Raw genomic sequence first — 15584 nt, 5'->3', positions numbered from 1 at the left:
AGATTCACATTAGGTTTCTCGACCTAAATCACGACTATGGATACGAGTGTGCTACCGATTATTATCTTGTTACCGTTAGTACTAGGCACAATACTTGTCTCGTGGCTGAAGAAATTCTCGCGCGGGGTAACAGCTTTAGGTGCTATTGGAGTCAGTCTTACAAGCTTAATCTTGTTACTGACTCAAGCCGAAGCTGTATTTAATGGCAAAACGATCATTCAAACATGGTCTTGGTTACCTCAATTAGGTATAGATCTCAGTTTCCGCCTCGATGCACTGGGTTTACTTTTCTCCCTTCTTATTACGGGAATTGGTACCCTCATTTATATTTATGCATACTATTATTTAAGCCCTAAAAACTCTCTCAGCAAATTATACCTATTACTCATGCTGTTTATGGCAGCTATGCTTGGTATATCCCTATCTAATAATTTACTTCTATTACTTGTGTTTTGGGAGTTAACCAGTATCTCCTCATTCCTGCTTGTAGGTTACTGGAGCAATTACGATGCAGCTCAACGCGGCTCACGTATGGCTCTAACCATTACAGGTATGGGTGGGCTTGCCATGCTGGGTGGTTTTATTTTATTAGGACAAATTACTGGCACATACCAAATCGATCAAATTTTAGGTATGGCAGAACAAATCCAAGAAAGTCCTTTATTTGTTCCAACACTTTTACTCATTTTACTTGGTGCTTTTACTAAAAGTGCGCAGTTCCCATTCCACTTTTGGTTACCAAATGCAATGGCAGCACCAACACCTGTATCGGCTTATTTGCACTCTGCAACTATGGTAAAAGCTGGTATTTTCTTACTTGCACGTTTACTTCCAATTTTTGCAGGTGCCGCGCTTTACCACAACCTTGTGACTTTTATTGGATTATTTACGTTATGTATGGCGGCCTTCTTTGCCATATTTAAAGAAGATTTAAAAGGTTTATTGGCTTACTCAACGATTAGCCATTTAGGTCTTATTGTTTGCTTACTTGGTATTGGCTCTCCCCTTGCTGTTGCCGCAGCTATTTTCCATATTATCAACCATGCCACATTTAAAGCGGCATTGTTCATGATTGCAGGTATTGTTGACCACGAATCTGGTACACGTGATTTACGTAAACTTAGTGGTTTATGGCAACTACTTCCTTTTACTGCAACCTTAACTATGATCACTGCTGCCTCTATGGCAGGTGTTCCGCTGACCAATGGCTTCTTGTCTAAAGAAATGTTCTTTACCGAGTTGCTTGCGAATTTATCAGGTCCTGTAATGGTAATTTCAGCGATTGTTGCAACACTTGCTGGTATTTTTGCAGTCGCATACTCTGTACGTCTTGTTCACGGTGTATTTTTTGATGGCCCCGTGGGCAAAGATGTTCCTAATAAAAATGCTCATGAGCCTGCTTTTGGCATGAGAGCACCTGCAACATTACTTGCAATTTTATGTATTTTAGTGGGTATTTTCCCTGCGCTACTCATTCAAAATATTATTAACAGTACAACGCAAGCCAGCACCCAAATCGCAAGTTTTGAAGGTGTCCACATTGCCATTTGGCATGGGTTTAATGCACCATTACTCATGAGTGCAATTGCATTAATTGGTGGTATTGGTTTCTATTTCTCTTTAGCGAAAGGTGGCAAAATTCGTGAAATTGATTTAGACCCTTATTTAGGTAAATTCCAAGGAAAAGTTCTCTTTGACCTATTCCTAAAACATTTATTACTCAATGCTCGCAAGTTTAAACGTGCAACTGAAAATGGAAAGCTACAAAGTTACCTTTTATGGATTGTACTTTTCAGCATCATTGTTGTTGCTTTACCTCTATTAAACTCAGGCATCACAACAGGTACTCGTGAGTTATCTCATGCACCCGCAATTGCGATTGTGCTTTGGTTATTATTGTTCTCTTCATGCTGGATGATGTTATGGTTCCATCACGAACGTATTAAAGCAATTTTAATTAGTGGTGCTGTAGGTTTAGTTGTGACCATGGTATTCGTATGCTTCTCTGCACCGGATCTTGCACTGACTCAAATTACAGTTGATGTTGTAACAACAGTTCTACTTCTTATGAGCTTATCGTTGTTACCACAACTCACGCCTTATGAATCTTCAGTACCTAGACGTTGGAGAGATGCATTACTTGCCATTTCTGGTGGTGTGGGTATTACATGGATTACATGGCTGATTCTGACCCGTGATCACAATTCAATTTCATGGTTCTTTATGCAACAAGCCATTCCATTGGGTGGTGGTACAAACGTTGTAAACGTAATTTTAGTCGACTTCCGTGGCTTTGATACATTTGGTGAAATTACCGTATTAGGTATTGCTGCAATTGGTGCACTTTGTTTAATGGATGGTATGCGTACGCATGGAACCACAACTACACAAGGTCTAACCTATCGCTTTAATCCATCTCCGCTGATGTTCCGTATCACGTCTTCATGGATTTTAGCTTTAGCACTTGTCGTAAGTTTATATATCTTCCTACGTGGTCATAACCTACCTGGCGGTGGATTTATTGCAGGTTTAATTACATCTCTTGCTCTTGTTATTCAATATATTGCTTTGGGTCAAGATCAAGCTGAACGCTTATTAAAAGCTAAATCTGGGCGTTTATACGAAATTTGGATTGGTGTTGGTTTAGTCATTGCAGGACTTTCAGGTATTGCTGCATGGCTTTGGGGGCGACCATTCCTCACCAGCGCACACATCTATGTTAACCCACCAATTTTAGGTGAAATGCATTTAGCATCTGCCGCTATTTTCGACTTAGGTGTTTATATCACTGTTGTTGGCGCAACTATGTTAATGATTTCCGTACTTGGTGACTCACGTCATACCAGTATTACTGGTCCAGTTCCGAAGGGGTAAAATATGATTAGCTTAGAATTTTTACTTGCCTCTTCAATAGGATTACTCGCTGCAACAGGTATTTACTTAATACTTCGAGCACGTACTTTTCCTGTGGTTTTGGGCTTAGCCATGATTGGTTATGCAGTTAACTTATTTTTATTTGCCATGGGTCGTATTCAAATGAATGCACCTGCGGTACTTACAGCGACTGAACGCGTTACAGACCCCCTCCCTCAAGCTCTAGTTTTAACAGCTATTGTTATTGGTTTTGCAACTACTGCATTTATTGTTCAACTTGCATTACGCAGTCGTTTTGAAACAGGAACAGACCACGTTGACTCCAAAGAAGAAATACCACAAATTGACCCACGCGAGGATGAGCCATAATGACTGACATCCTCCAATTTTGGACACAGCACACACCTATTTTTAGTATTTTAATTCCTGCATTTACTGCATTTATTCTTGTGCTTTTAGGTAACCCAGGTTCAGGCTCTTTAGCACATGACTGGCGCCAACCATGGCGTCGCGGCATTAGCTATATTTCTTCTGCTCTTGGTCTATTTACTGCTATTAGCTACTTAATATTTGCAAGCAGTGGGCAAGTTTCTGTTTACAACTTGAGTGAATGGGCTGCGCCATTTGGTATTGTACTTGTACTCGATCAGCTTTCTGCATTTATGTTGGTACTCACCTACTCTCTTGCGGTTCCAGTTATGTGGTACGCAAGTAAAGAGTGGGATGAACGTGGTCGATATTTCCATGTCATGTTCCATTTTTTACTCATGGGACTTTGTGGTGCATTCCTAACAGGCGATTTATTTAACTTATTCGTATTCTTTGAAATTTTGCTTATGGCATCGTATGTCCTGCTTCTTCATGGACAAGGCCGAGCAAGATTCCAACTCGGCATTCATTACGTCACCATCAACCTTCTTGCTTCTGCCTTATTCCTTATTGGTTTAGGTATGATTTATGGCAGTGTAGGTAGCCTAAATATGGCAGATGTGGCACGTCTAATGCCTCTATTGGAAGCGGATCAACACCGTCTTGCTGTTGCTGGTGGCTTACTCTTATTTGTTGTATTTGGTATTAAAGCAGCCATGTTACCTGTAGGTTTCTGGCTTCCAAAAACTTATGCAGTCGCAACCACACCTGTAGCAGCCATTTTTACCATTATGACTAAAGTGGGTATTTACTCAATTTTACGCGTAAATGGTACTGTATTTGATGATGAATTAAGTCGCTCAATTCTGCAAAATTTATTGCTACCTATCGGTCTAATTACCTCACTTTATGGTGCAATTTGTGCCATTGGTGCTGAACGTTTAAGACGTTTTGTTGGTTTTATGATTTTGTCATCTATAGGTACAATCTTAATTGCAATTTCACTATTTAATACACAAGCATGGGCTGCTGCATTGTATTACTTAGTTCATAGTACAATTATTGGTGCAGCATTTTACTTGTTAGCAGGTTGGATTACCTCTCAACGTGGCGAGTTTAAAGATCACTTTAAAATTGCACCACAAATGAAACAACATAAAGTTGTATCTATTAGCTACTTTATTATTGCGTTAATGTTGGCAGGTCTTCCACCATTCAGTGGCTTCTTTGGTAAAGTTTTCCTTTTACAGGCAACTGCTCATTCACCATACCAATTGATTATTATCATTACGGTTTTAGTGGTTAGTTTACTCAGTATTATTGCATTTACACGAGTAGGTTTTATTCTTTTCTGGCGCGCAACTAAGCCTGAGAGTGACCCTAAAAAACCTGAATATGCACAATACCAAGCATTACCTAGCACTGCTCCAAAACGTAACGATTATGCAATTTATGTCCTACTTTCAGGCTTAGTTCTTTATGTCGTATTTGCAAATCCTATTTATCAATACATTTCAAATACTGCGGCACAAATTCAAAACAATGCTTTATATGAATCAACTTTCCTGAAAAAAGATGAACATGGCAAGTTTATTAGCGTTCAACCCTTTGATGCAGAAAACTTACCAGAAACTAAATATGGTGGTGAAACGGTTGATCCAAATGCACACCTCATTCCTTATATTATTTCTGAGGAAACACTAAAGGGGCAGCATATTTCAGAGTTCAAAAAACATCAAATTATTGAACAGCGCACTCAAGATGATCATCCTGAAATAGATCAACTTAAACCAACTGAGGAGCCATAATATGCAAAAAATTTCTTTTGTTGATCGTTGGTTCCCCCACCCCTTAGTTTCTGTACTTTGTGGTTTGAGTTGGATCATGCTTGCTCAAAGCCTAGATGCAGCAACTCTCATTATGGCACTACTACTTGCTTTTGCCATTCCAAAACTACTTAGTCCGTTTATCGATCGCACGCCAAATATTAATTGGTTAGAAGCACTCAAACTTTTCTTTGTTGTTGTTTGGGATATTGTTGTCTGTAATATCAATGTTGCCAAACTTGTGCTTGGACCAACAAAAAATGTACACCCAAAATGGTTCCGTGTTCCTTTAGATACAGAACATGAAGAAGTAAACTCTCTTCTTGCGATGATTATCACCACAACACCAGGTACCGTTACCGCAGGTATTGACCAAGATCGTTGTGATATTTTAGTTCATGCTTTAAATACAGATGACATTGAAAGTGAAATTAAAACGATTAAAGAGCGATACGAACAACCTTTAATACGTATATTTGGCGTAAAAGTAGGAGATAACTCATGAGTATATTGCCGTATGCTTTAAGTATTTGCATGGTTGCAATTACCATCTCTATGCTTTTATGTCTGATTCGCCTCATTATGGGTCCATCTATTGTCGATCGCTTATTGGCTTTGGATACCTTATTCCTTAATGCTATTTGTTTAATTGTAGTTTTAGGTATTTATTGGGCAAGTACATCATTATTTGAAGGTGCACTATTGGTTGCCATGCTTGGTTTCGTTTCAACTACTGCTTTAGCTAGATATTTTACATCTGGCCATGTAATTGATTAGGAGTAGAAACTATGCAACTCGTGATGGAAATTCTTGTTTCAGTATTTTTAATTATTGGCTCGTTATTTATGCTGATCGGTAGTATTGGTATGGTCAGACTTCCTGACTTATTTATGCGCCTACATGCTCCAACAAAATCAAGCACATTAGGTTTAGGTAGTTTTTTAATTGCAGCAATTATTTATTCTGCCTTTCAAGGTAGATTTGGTTTTGCCGAAATATTAATTACATTATTTGCATTTATTACCGCACCAGTATCTGCAAATTTAATGGCACAAGCAGCCTTGCACTTACGCTTAAGATCAATGAGTGGTGATGTTCCTGAAGCAATTGATCGCCCTCTTCCGTGGCAACGTACACGTCGTCGTGCATTTCACGCTAAAAGTAAATCTACTAAAGATGATATTCACTAAAAAACGTTAACGCTAAATAGCGTTTGACCTCAATAAAAAAGCCACCCTAAGGTGGCTTTTTTTATTCTTACAAATTATTCGTCATCTTGCTTAGCTTCAGCAGGAGGTAAATCCTTCACAGCTTCAGCAATTAGACCAAACATATAGTTACCATAAGCATTCGTCTTGTCATAATGGAAACGTAAGCGCGGTGTAATACGCGTCTTAATACGATGCCCTAATTCATGACGTAAAAAACCAGATGCTTTATTCAATACATCTAAAGTTTCTTTATTTGCTTCTTCATTCTGGTCATCACCAAGTTCACGTCCCATTACTGTGACATAAACTTCGGCATATCCTAAGTCTGGGCTAACCTTCACGGCAGAGATGGTCACAAGACCACCTAAGCGTGGATCTTTAAGCTCCTGACGGATAAGCTCAGACAACTCACGTTGTACTGTATCCGCCATACGCTTTAGACGTTGACTACCCGCCATTAAAGACTCCGTTTAATTAATTTAACATCATACACTTCGATCTTATCTTGTGGTTTGATGTCTTTATAGCCTTTAACTGCAAGACCACATTCCATACCCGCACGAACTTCTTCAACCACTTCTTTATAACGACGTAATGATTCAAGTTCACCTTGGAAGACAACAACGTCATCACGAAGGACACGAATTGGTTTGTTACGATGTAATGTACCTTCAAGTACCATACAACCTGCAGCAGCACCAAATTTACTAGAGTGGAACACTTCACGCACTTCAGCAACACCCAAGATAGTCTCACGGTGTTCTGGAGCAAGTTTACCGCTCATTGCAGCTTTCACATCATCAATCAATTGGTAAATGATTGAGTAGTAACGAATGTCGATGTCATCAGCATCTGATTTTTGACGAGCTGCATTATCTGCACGCACGTTGAAACCAAGAAGAATCGCTTCAGAAGATTCAGCAAGAATTACATCTGACTCGGTAATTGCACCAACACCAGAACTAATTACACGAACTTTAACTTCATCGGTAGACAATTCAGAAAGCGCAACAATCAATGCTTCCAATGTACCACGTACGTCAGTCTTAAGAACAACGTTCACGATAGGTACATCTTTTTTGCCCATAGAAGCCATTAAGTTTTCTAGACGCATTGCAGATTGACGTTCAAGACGTTTTTGACGTTCACGATCTAAACGAGCTTCAGCAACTTCACGTGCTTTCTTCTCATCATCAACAACAAGAACTTCATCACCTGCCATTGGCGCTTCTGGAAGACCTAAAATTTCTACAGGAATAGATGGACCCGCAGATTTGATACGTTGACCATTTTCATCAGTCATTGCACGTACACGACCATAAGATGCGCCTGCAAGAACAAGATCACCTACTTTCAATGTACCGTTTTGAACAAGAATCGACGTTACAGCACCACGGCTATTATCAACACGAGCTTCAATTACAACACCTTGTGCAGCACCTTCTTCAGAAGCTTTAAGCTCAAGAAGTTCAGCTTGAATTGAAATCAAGTCAAGAAGTTCATCGATACCTGCACCTGAGTGTGCTGAAACCATAGCAACTGGAACATCACCGCCCCATTGTTCAGGTACGATTTCTTTCGTTGTTAATTCGTTCAATACGCGATCTGGATCTGCAGATTCTTTATCCATTTTGTTGATAGCAACAATAATTGGCGTACCTGCAGCACGAGCATGATCAATTGCTTCAGCAGTTTGTGGCATTACACCATCATCAGCCGCTACAACCAATACCACGATATCTGTCGCTTTAGCACCACGTGAACGCATTGCAGTAAATGCTGCGTGTCCCGGAGTATCTAGGAAAGTGATGATACCTTTGTCAGTTGTAACATGGTAAGCACCGATATGCTGTGTAATACCGCCCGCTTCGCCTTGAGCAACTTTTGCACGACGAATACGGTCAAGAAGCGATGTTTTACCATGGTCAACGTGACCCATGATTGTAACAACAGGTGCACGCGTTGTTTGCGCACCACGTGCTTCTTCAGCTTTCTCAAGTAAGTTATCTTCAGCTTGAGTATCAGATACACGAACTGGGTTATGACCCATTTCTTCTACAACAAGTGCAGCAATTTCTTGGTCAATTGCTTGGTTTTGAGTAACAAGCTCACCCATTTTCATAAGTGATTTAATTACTTCACGAACCTTAACTGCCATTTTTGCAGCTAAATCTGCAACAACAATCGTTTCACCAATTTCAACATCGTAAACTTGTTTTTTAACAGGTTTTTCGAAGCCGTGTTTGCCCGCTTGGCTTGTTTTCAAACCGCGTTTAGGCTGTTTGCTAAAGCTTTGCTCTTCCTGACCACGACGACCACCTTTTTTAGGTGCACGTGCAGTTGGAGTATTCGTACCACGTTTAATTTCACGGTCTTCTTTCGCAAATGAATCTTCATATGCTTGACCAACAAGACCAGCAGCCAGTGGAGAGTCATCTACAACACGAATTGTTGCAGTTGTATCTTCTGAAGAATACTTAGACGCCATTTGACGCATTTGCTCAAGTGTACGTTGTTGTGCTTCTTCAGCCGATTTACGACGTGCTGCTTCTTCAACTGCTTTTAATTTAGCAGCTTCAGCTTCACGTGCGCGTTTTTGCTCAGGTGTTTCTACTTGTTTAACTTGGGCTTTAACCACAGGTTTGTTTGTAGATTTACGCTTAACAACAACAGCAGCTTTAGGTACTTCTTGTTTAGCAGTTTCTTGCTTAGCAGCAGCGCGCATAGCTTCTAAAGCTTGTTTTGCTTTAGATGCGCCTTGAGCTGGTGCTTCAGTTTTAGCTGCTGGTTTTTCAGCAACATTTTGAACTGATTGTTTTGCTTGTTCATCAGCTTGAGCTTTCGCTAAAGCTTCAGCTTTAATTTGCTCAGGATCTGGCTTAACAAATGTATGCTTCTTACGAACTTCTACATTAATTGTTTTTGCTTTACCTGATGTACTTGCCACTTTAGCAGTACTCGTAGTTTTACGTTTCAACGTGATTTGTCCTGCATTGCCTGTGTCTTGACCATGAATTTTCTTCAAATGGTTTACTAGGGCATCTTGTTGTTCAGTGGAAATAATATCGTCAGCTTTACGTTGCGGTAAGCCAGCATCACGAACCTGTTCCAGGAGCTTTTCAACGCTACGATTCACGCTGATAGCCAACTCTTTAATCGACTTGTCCGTCATATATTACCTCCTAGTTAAACCATGATTCGCGCGCTTTCATAATGAGTTGACCTGCTTTTTCAGCACCTAAACCGTCAATATCTTCGATATCATCAGTTGCCTGATCAGCAAGATCATCAATTGTTACCACACCACGAGCAGCAAGCGCATAGGCGATCTCTTGTGTCATCCCTTCCATTGCTAGAAGTTCATCACTAGGATCTTGAATATTCTCTTGTTGTTTCAATGCATCAGCTAAAGTTACTTCCTTAGCACGACTTTGTAGCATTTCTACAACTTCAGAATCTAATTCGATCTCATCAAATGTTTCAGCTGGTACATAAGCAATCTCTTCTAATGAAGTGAAGCCCATTTCAACTAATGCCATTGCAAGATCTTCAGCAATCTCAAGACGACCAACAAACATATCTAAATACTGTTGAGCTTCATTTTGCTGACGAGCACGATATTCTTCTTCAAGCATCATATTTAACTTGTAGCCAGTCAATTCTGAAGCCAAACGAACGTTTTGACCTTGAGAACCGATTGCACGAGCTAATTGATCGCTTGTTGCAAAAATAATATCTGCTGTACGTTCTTCTTCATCAATCACAATACCCGATACATCAGCAGGCTCTAAAGCACTTGCGATATATTGAGCAGGATCATCAGACCATACAACTACATCAATACGCTCACCATTTAGCTCTGACTGAACTGCTTGAATACGCGTACCACGCATACCAATACAAGCACCCACAGGATCAATACGGTGATCGTTTGTTTTCACAGCAATTTTAGCACGAACACCCGGCTGACGCGCAGCCGCTTTAATTTCAATAATTTCTTCAGAAATTTCAGGAATTTCTTTTGTCATTAATGAAATAAGCATTTCTGGCTTAGAGCGTGACAACAACAATTGTGCACCACGACCTTCACGGTTCACGCTATATAAAATTGCATTTACACGTTGCTTAGGACGAAGAATTTCTTTTGCAATCATTTCTTCACGTGCAAGATATGCTTCAGCATTTTCACCTAAGTCAATAATAAAACCATCTTTGGTTTGTTTTTTAACTTCACCGTAGATCAGCTCACCAACTTTAGCTTCATAAGCATCAGCAATTAAAGCACGCTCAGCTTCACGAATTTTTTGAACAATAACTTGTTTTGCAATCTGTGCAGCAATACGTCCGAAGTCGATAGACTCAACTTCTAATTCACGAATATCACCAATTGACCATTTTGCAGGATCTACATCAGAAATCGCATCTTGGCATGCAGGCATTTCATGATCTTCATCGGCTACAACTTCCCACTGACGGAAAGTACTATAGTCGCCTGTTTTACGGTCAATCTCTACACGTAAACGTGCTTCTTCAGAGTGAGTACCTTCATAAAATTTCTTTTTAGTTGCTGCAACTAGAGCCTGTTCAAGCGCTTCAAAAATTGCATCACGAGGTACACCCTTTTCATTACTAACTGTTTCTACTACAGTAAGAATTTCGCGTGCCATGAGTCACCTATTTCGTTAGATTCTTATTTATTCAATTAATCTTGGTAGATCAAATTCGCTTTATCAATATTGTGACTATCAATGTCCAATACTTGTTGCTTTTCAACCTCAACCTGAATCATTTCATTTTCAAGATCAACTGCAATGAGTTTTGCTTGAAATTTACGACGGTTTTCGACTGCACTAATCAAACGCAAGGCAACCTGCTGACCAATATACGCTGACATTTGCTCTAGTTGAAAGAACGGTCGATCCCAACCTGGAGATGACACTTCAAGTGCATACTCACCAGAAATTGGATCATGTACGTCAAGCATTGCGCCTACTTGTTGTGTAACACGCACACAGTCTTGAACGCCAATACCGCGACCTTGCTCTTCATCACCATCTTCATTAGCGATAATTACGCTTTCATCAACTGGTTTGTCAATAAAAATACGTAGTAATGAACGTTTACCTTGAGGTGTAAATTCAATACCCCAAAGGTCTACATTACATGCTTGTACTGCTGGAGCAATAAGATCCTGAAGTACTTGAGTTTTATTTGATAGCTTCATTTACTCTCGTCAAATTTGTGAAATTAAATGGTCAAATGGCTACTACAAGCCAACATAAAACTATTGTAGTAGTGAAACATGACGATTTGACCAAAAAATTGTCGACACTACACGATAGATAATAAAAAAGGGCGTAATCGCCCCATTATGACACAGAAAACTAAAGTCCACTGTGCAAAAAGGCCCACTTTGTTGTGAGCCTCTCTTTAGAAACTTGGTAGCGGGAGCTGGATTTGAACCAACGACCTTCGGGTTATGAGCCCGACGAGCTACCAGACTGCTCCATCCCGCATCAACGTGCAAAAATTATATACAAAACACTGATCATTTTCAATCAAACTTTCAGTTTTTGCCCAATTAAGTCGCACCTTAATTGGAAGTGGTAGCGGGAGCTGGATTTGAACCAACGACCTTCGGGTTATGAGCCCGACGAGCTACCAGACTGCTCCATCCCGCAACAACGTACGTTTTAATTTCAACTAAAAATATTTTTAATTGCTTTTTAAGTTCGTATCTTAAAAAGATTGGTAGCGGGAGCTGGATTTGAACCAACGACCTTCGGGTTATGAGCCCGACGAGCTACCAGACTGCTCCATCCCGCAACAACATGCATTTTTATTTCAATTAAATTTCTTTTAATTGCTTTTCTAAGTTTGCATCTTAAAAAAGATTGGTAGCGGGAGCTGGATTTGAACCAACGACCTTCGGGTTATGAGCCCGACGAGCTACCAGACTGCTCCATCCCGCATCAACAAATTTGCCGCTTACACCAACTTAATTTCTGGATTAAAGTTGGTGCGGAAGGGGGGACTTGAACCCCCACGCCCGAAAGCACTACCACCTCAAGGTAGCGTGTCTACCAATTCCACCACCACCGCAGCAGTGTGGCATTCTAGTCGCATCACACAAAAAAAGAAAGGCTTAAATCAGATTATTCGCCAGTTTTTGTTGTGTTTGATGAAGTTTCAGGCAATGTTGCTGGAGCAGAGGTGGTTGTATTTACTGTTTTCAAACTATAAGAGTCTGTTGTTTGTTTCTTCGCAAAAACTGCAAGCGTAAGACTTGTAACGAAAAATAGTGCTGTCAATATCGCTGTTAAACGAGTTAAGAAATTACCTGAACCAGATGCACCAAAAACAGTTGCAGCTCCACCACCACCAAAAGAAGCGCCTGCATCTGCACCTTTACCATGTTGAACTAAAATCAAGCCAATCATTAAAACAGCTAAGATAATATGTACTACCAGCACAAAAGTATGCATGCTGAACTCCTAATTATTTTGTATTTGCAAATGCTAGAGCAATTTTATGAAATGACTCTGCATTTAATGATGCACCACCAACAAGCGCACCATTAATATCTGGACAGGCCGCTAACTCTACTGCATTTTCAGCCTTAACACTACCGCCATATAAGATAGCCATGCTTGTCCCATAAGTGGTAATTTGGCTTAATCCTTGGCGAATTTGTGCATGCATCGCTTGAGCATCGGATGGGGACGCTGTTTTGCCTGTACCAATTGCCCAAATAGGCTCATAAGCAATAACTATATTTTGCCACTGCTCTGCTTCTACTACTGTAGCAATATCACAAATTTGCTGTAAAACAATTTGTTCAGCTTGCCCACTTTCACGTTGCTCTAAGCTTTCACCCACGCAATAAATTACAGTTAAACCTGCATTTAATGCATTTTTAATTTTTTCATTTAAGATTTGCGCAGTTTCGCCAAAAATTTCACGACGCTCAGAATGCCCAACTAAAACATAACCAATTTGACTATCTTTTAATAATTCAGCACTTACTTCACCTGTATATGCACCCATTCCCGCAATGCGAGAAACATCTTGTGCAACAGTATAAATCTCTCGATTTGAACCACTTAACTCTAACTGTACTGTACTAAGTGCCAGCATAACAGGTGAAATACCTATATGACATTTAGAAGATTCTATTGGATTAGTCGTCAATAAATCTTTGAAATTTTGAATAAGTTGCTGGGCATCGGCCTGCATTGGATTCATTTTCCAATTACCAACTACCCACGGCGTAATCGTTGAACCCGACATACAATAACCTGCAAAAAACTATTTTTAAAAACGAGCACATTCTACACGTAAAAATTATTTGTGCTTAAAAATTTATTCAACTTTCAAACCTTGTATTTATTATTTATTTTGTAATTACCAATGTATCAGCCTACAATTTTAGCATTTTTTCACAATTACTTCACATTTATAGATAGGAGTTATTAAAGGATATTCATTTTAGCTGTGGTATTTTTATATAACGAAAGTATAATTTTAGAATACAAATTATAAACACTATTTTTTAAGGACTTTGGGGATGTCAGTAACACAATCTACACCGAAACTTACCGGTTTTATTCGACGCCTTGTTGAAGATGAGGTTGTTGATGCTGCCGCTATGCAAAATGCAATGGTGAGTGCTAAAAAAGCCAATCAAGATATTGTTCCTTATTTAATTCAAAACCTTAAAATTTCTCCTCTTGTTGTTGCTGAAACCATTGCTCTAGAGTTTGGCGAGCCTATTTTTGACTTATCTGTATACAACACAGATATGCTTGCTAAAGATGGTATTGATGAAAAAATCATTACTAAACATCGTGTATTACCTATCTTTAACCGTGGCAACCTTCTCTATGTTGCAACAGCCAATCCAACCAATATAGATGCGATGGATGCAATTCGCTTTAACAGTAAAATGAATGTTGAAGCTGTTATTGTTGAATTTGATAAATTAGACAAACTTATTGAAAATCTATTTGCAGATACAGGTAATTTTGAGTTTGGTGATGATGACTTTGACTTAGATGTTGAAGAAGTTGATACCAATGATGAGAATCATAAAGACGATGATCCTACAGGTGATGAGTCCCCTATTGTCAAATACATCAATAAACTTTTGGTGGATGCAATTCGTATGGGAGCCTCGGATTTACACTTCGAGCCGTACGAAAAATCATATCGCGTACGTTATCGTGTAGATGGTGTTTTACGTCAAATTGCAACACCACCACTGCAACTAGCAAATCGTTTAGCTTCTCGTTTAAAAGTGATGTCTCAAATGGACATTTCAGAAAAACGTATTCCGCAAGATGGTCGTATCAAGTTAAAAATATCCAAAACAAAAGCCATCGACTTCCGTGTAAACTCTTTACCTACCCTATTTGGTGAAAAGCTCGTACTACGTATTTTAGATCCATCAAGTGCAATGTTAGGTATTGATGCTCTTGGTTATGAACCAGATCAAAAAGAATTATTCATGGACGCCCTAGATAAACCTCAAGGGATGTTATTGATTACAGGTCCTACGGGTTCTGGTAAAACGGTATCGTTATATACAGGTTTAAATATTTTAAACCGCGAAGACACAAACATTTCTACAGCCGAAGATCCTGTGGAAATTAACTTGGAAGGTATTAACCAAGTTAACGTAAATAATAAAATTGGCTTAACATTTTCTGCGGCCTTAAAGTCTTTCCTTCGTCAAGATCCTGATATTGTAATGGTCGGAGAGATTCGTGACCTTGAAACTGCTGAAATTGCTATCAAAGCAGCTCAAACAGGTCACATGGTAATGTCTACGCTGCATACAAACAGCGCGCCCGAAACACTTACCCGCTTAAGAAATATGGGCGTACAATCTTTTAATATTGCAACATCGGTAAACCTTGTAATTGCACAGCGTCTGGCACGTCGCTTATGCTCACACTGCAAAGTGCCCGCAGATATTCCAGAACAAAGTTTATTAGAAATGGGCTTTACACCAGAAGATTTAGCTAATCCTGAAACTAAAGTTTATCAACCTGTAGGTTGTGCTGAATGTCGTGAGGGATATAAAGGTCGTGTTGGTATTTACGAGGTAATGAAAGTTACACCTGAAATTTCAAAAATTATTATGGAAGATGGTAATGCACTTCAAATTGCAGAAGCTTCCGAAAAAGCTGGCTATAACAATTTACGCCGCTCAGGTTTATTAAAAGTCATGCAAGGGGTAACTTCTTTACAAGAAGTAAATCGTGTGACGAGTGAATAAAGATTTAAAATAAGGATAACGACG

At 39.5% G+C, this 15584-nt stretch carries 13 protein-coding genes and 5 tRNA genes; 7 read left to right on the top strand and 11 right to left on the bottom strand.

Going from position 1 to position 15584, the window contains the following annotated elements; translation table 11 throughout:
* The first annotated feature begins 36 nt into the window (after window positions 1-36).
* The 6 genes from AC5YDH_RS00190 to AC5YDH_RS00165 are packed head-to-tail and all read left to right on the top strand — an operon-like array spanning window position 37 to window position 6259.
* On the top strand, window positions 37-2874 hold the full coding sequence (locus AC5YDH_RS00190; RefSeq protein ID WP_496116217.1) for a monovalent cation/H+ antiporter subunit A: 2838 nt from the start codon (window positions 37-39) through the stop codon (window positions 2872-2874).
* Window positions 2875-2877: 3 nt separating this feature from the next.
* Window positions 2878-3243 carry a Na+/H+ antiporter subunit C gene (locus tag AC5YDH_RS00185; RefSeq protein ID WP_496116216.1) on the top strand — a complete coding sequence of 122 codons (366 nt, stop codon included), beginning with the start codon at window positions 2878-2880 and terminating at the stop codon, window positions 3241-3243.
* The gene (locus AC5YDH_RS00180) at window positions 3243-5051 is read left to right on the top strand and encodes a monovalent cation/H+ antiporter subunit D (protein ID WP_496116215.1); all 1809 of its coding nucleotides are present in this window, start codon (window positions 3243-3245) and stop codon (window positions 5049-5051) included. The genes AC5YDH_RS00185 and AC5YDH_RS00180 overlap by 1 nt, the downstream gene beginning before the upstream one ends.
* A 1-nt stretch (window position 5052) precedes the next feature.
* On the top strand, window positions 5053-5574 hold the full coding sequence (locus tag AC5YDH_RS00175; RefSeq protein ID WP_496116214.1) for a Na+/H+ antiporter subunit E: 522 nt from the start codon (window positions 5053-5055) through the stop codon (window positions 5572-5574).
* Window positions 5571-5846 carry a monovalent cation/H+ antiporter subunit F gene (locus AC5YDH_RS00170; RefSeq protein ID WP_496116213.1) on the top strand — a complete coding sequence of 92 codons (276 nt, stop codon included), beginning with the start codon at window positions 5571-5573 and terminating at the stop codon, window positions 5844-5846. The genes AC5YDH_RS00175 and AC5YDH_RS00170 overlap by 4 nt, the downstream gene beginning before the upstream one ends.
* A gap of 11 nt (window positions 5847-5857) precedes the next feature.
* Complete coding sequence (locus tag AC5YDH_RS00165; RefSeq protein WP_496116212.1) at window positions 5858-6259, top strand: Na+/H+ antiporter subunit G; 402 nt, start codon at window positions 5858-5860, stop codon at window positions 6257-6259.
* 74 nt (window positions 6260-6333) lie between these two features.
* Here AC5YDH_RS00165 and AC5YDH_RS00160 read toward each other — a convergent pair whose 3' ends face one another.
* From AC5YDH_RS00160 to tpiA, 11 genes are all read right to left on the bottom strand, one after another.
* Window positions 6334-6738, bottom strand: coding sequence for a ribosome-binding factor A (locus tag AC5YDH_RS00160; protein ID WP_496116211.1), 405 nt, complete (start codon window positions 6736-6738; stop codon window positions 6334-6336).
* On the bottom strand, window positions 6738-9452 hold the full coding sequence (infB, locus tag AC5YDH_RS00155) for a translation initiation factor IF-2 (RefSeq protein WP_496116210.1): 2715 nt from the start codon (window positions 9450-9452) through the stop codon (window positions 6738-6740). Before infB ends, AC5YDH_RS00160 begins: the two co-directional genes overlap by 1 nt.
* Window positions 9453-9462: 10 nt before the next feature.
* On the bottom strand, window positions 9463-10947 hold the full coding sequence (nusA, locus tag AC5YDH_RS00150; RefSeq protein ID WP_496116209.1) for a transcription termination factor NusA: 1485 nt from the start codon (window positions 10945-10947) through the stop codon (window positions 9463-9465).
* Between the two features lie 35 nt (window positions 10948-10982).
* Window positions 10983-11504, bottom strand: coding sequence for a ribosome maturation factor RimP (rimP, locus tag AC5YDH_RS00145; protein WP_496116207.1), 522 nt, complete (start codon window positions 11502-11504; stop codon window positions 10983-10985).
* 215 nt (window positions 11505-11719) lie between these two features.
* Window positions 11720-11796: transfer RNA gene (locus AC5YDH_RS00140), tRNA-Met, on the bottom strand.
* An 88-nt stretch (window positions 11797-11884) separates the two neighbouring features.
* Window positions 11885-11961: transfer RNA gene (locus AC5YDH_RS00135), tRNA-Met, on the bottom strand.
* 68 nt (window positions 11962-12029) lie between these two features.
* Window positions 12030-12106, bottom strand: a tRNA-Met gene (locus AC5YDH_RS00130).
* 69 nt (window positions 12107-12175) lie between these two features.
* A tRNA-Met gene (locus AC5YDH_RS00125) sits at window positions 12176-12252 on the bottom strand.
* Window positions 12253-12297: 45 nt separating this feature from the next.
* Window positions 12298-12382: transfer RNA gene (locus AC5YDH_RS00120), tRNA-Leu, on the bottom strand.
* A 53-nt stretch (window positions 12383-12435) separates the two neighbouring features.
* Complete coding sequence (secG, locus tag AC5YDH_RS00115) at window positions 12436-12765, bottom strand: preprotein translocase subunit SecG (RefSeq protein ID WP_496116206.1); 330 nt, start codon at window positions 12763-12765, stop codon at window positions 12436-12438.
* A gap of 13 nt (window positions 12766-12778) precedes the next feature.
* On the bottom strand, window positions 12779-13570 hold the full coding sequence (gene tpiA / locus AC5YDH_RS00110) for a triose-phosphate isomerase (protein ID WP_496116204.1): 792 nt from the start codon (window positions 13568-13570) through the stop codon (window positions 12779-12781).
* Between the two features lie 277 nt (window positions 13571-13847).
* On the opposite strand from tpiA, the gene pilB reads away from it, so the two are divergent.
* The gene (pilB, locus tag AC5YDH_RS00105; RefSeq protein WP_496116203.1) at window positions 13848-15560 is read left to right on the top strand and encodes a type IV-A pilus assembly ATPase PilB; all 1713 of its coding nucleotides are present in this window, start codon (window positions 13848-13850) and stop codon (window positions 15558-15560) included.
* Window positions 15561-15584 lie beyond the last annotated feature (24 nt).

The organism is Acinetobacter sp. FY683, assembly GCF_059515885.1.
Note: the sequence above shows the minus strand (reverse complement) of the source record. Positions and strands in the feature narration are given on the sequence as shown.

Excerpts from the sequence above, each read along its gene's own strand:
- rimP (WP_496116207.1), bottom strand. The coding sequence starts at position 11,504 with ATGAAGCTATCAAATAAAACTCAAGTACTTCAGGATCTTATTGCTCCA.
- secG (WP_496116206.1), bottom strand. The coding sequence starts at position 12,765 with ATGCATACTTTTGTGCTGGTAGTACATATTATCTTAGCTGTTTTAATG.
- tpiA (WP_496116204.1), bottom strand. The coding sequence starts at position 13,570 with ATGTCGGGTTCAACGATTACGCCGTGGGTAGTTGGTAATTGGAAAATG.
- AC5YDH_RS00185 (WP_496116216.1), top strand. The coding sequence starts at position 2,878 with ATGATTAGCTTAGAATTTTTACTTGCCTCTTCAATAGGATTACTCGCT.
- AC5YDH_RS00160 (WP_496116211.1), bottom strand. The coding sequence starts at position 6,738 with ATGGCGGGTAGTCAACGTCTAAAGCGTATGGCGGATACAGTACAACGT.
- AC5YDH_RS00170 (WP_496116213.1), top strand. The coding sequence starts at position 5,571 with ATGAGTATATTGCCGTATGCTTTAAGTATTTGCATGGTTGCAATTACC.
- AC5YDH_RS00165 (WP_496116212.1), top strand. The coding sequence starts at position 5,858 with ATGCAACTCGTGATGGAAATTCTTGTTTCAGTATTTTTAATTATTGGC.
- infB (WP_496116210.1), bottom strand. The coding sequence starts at position 9,452 with ATGACGGACAAGTCGATTAAAGAGTTGGCTATCAGCGTGAATCGTAGC.
- pilB (WP_496116203.1), top strand. The coding sequence starts at position 13,848 with ATGTCAGTAACACAATCTACACCGAAACTTACCGGTTTTATTCGACGC.
- AC5YDH_RS00175 (WP_496116214.1), top strand. The coding sequence starts at position 5,053 with ATGCAAAAAATTTCTTTTGTTGATCGTTGGTTCCCCCACCCCTTAGTT.
- nusA (WP_496116209.1), bottom strand. The coding sequence starts at position 10,947 with ATGGCACGCGAAATTCTTACTGTAGTAGAAACAGTTAGTAATGAAAAG.
- AC5YDH_RS00190 (WP_496116217.1), top strand. The coding sequence starts at position 37 with ATGGATACGAGTGTGCTACCGATTATTATCTTGTTACCGTTAGTACTA.
- AC5YDH_RS00180 (WP_496116215.1), top strand. The coding sequence starts at position 3,243 with ATGACTGACATCCTCCAATTTTGGACACAGCACACACCTATTTTTAGT.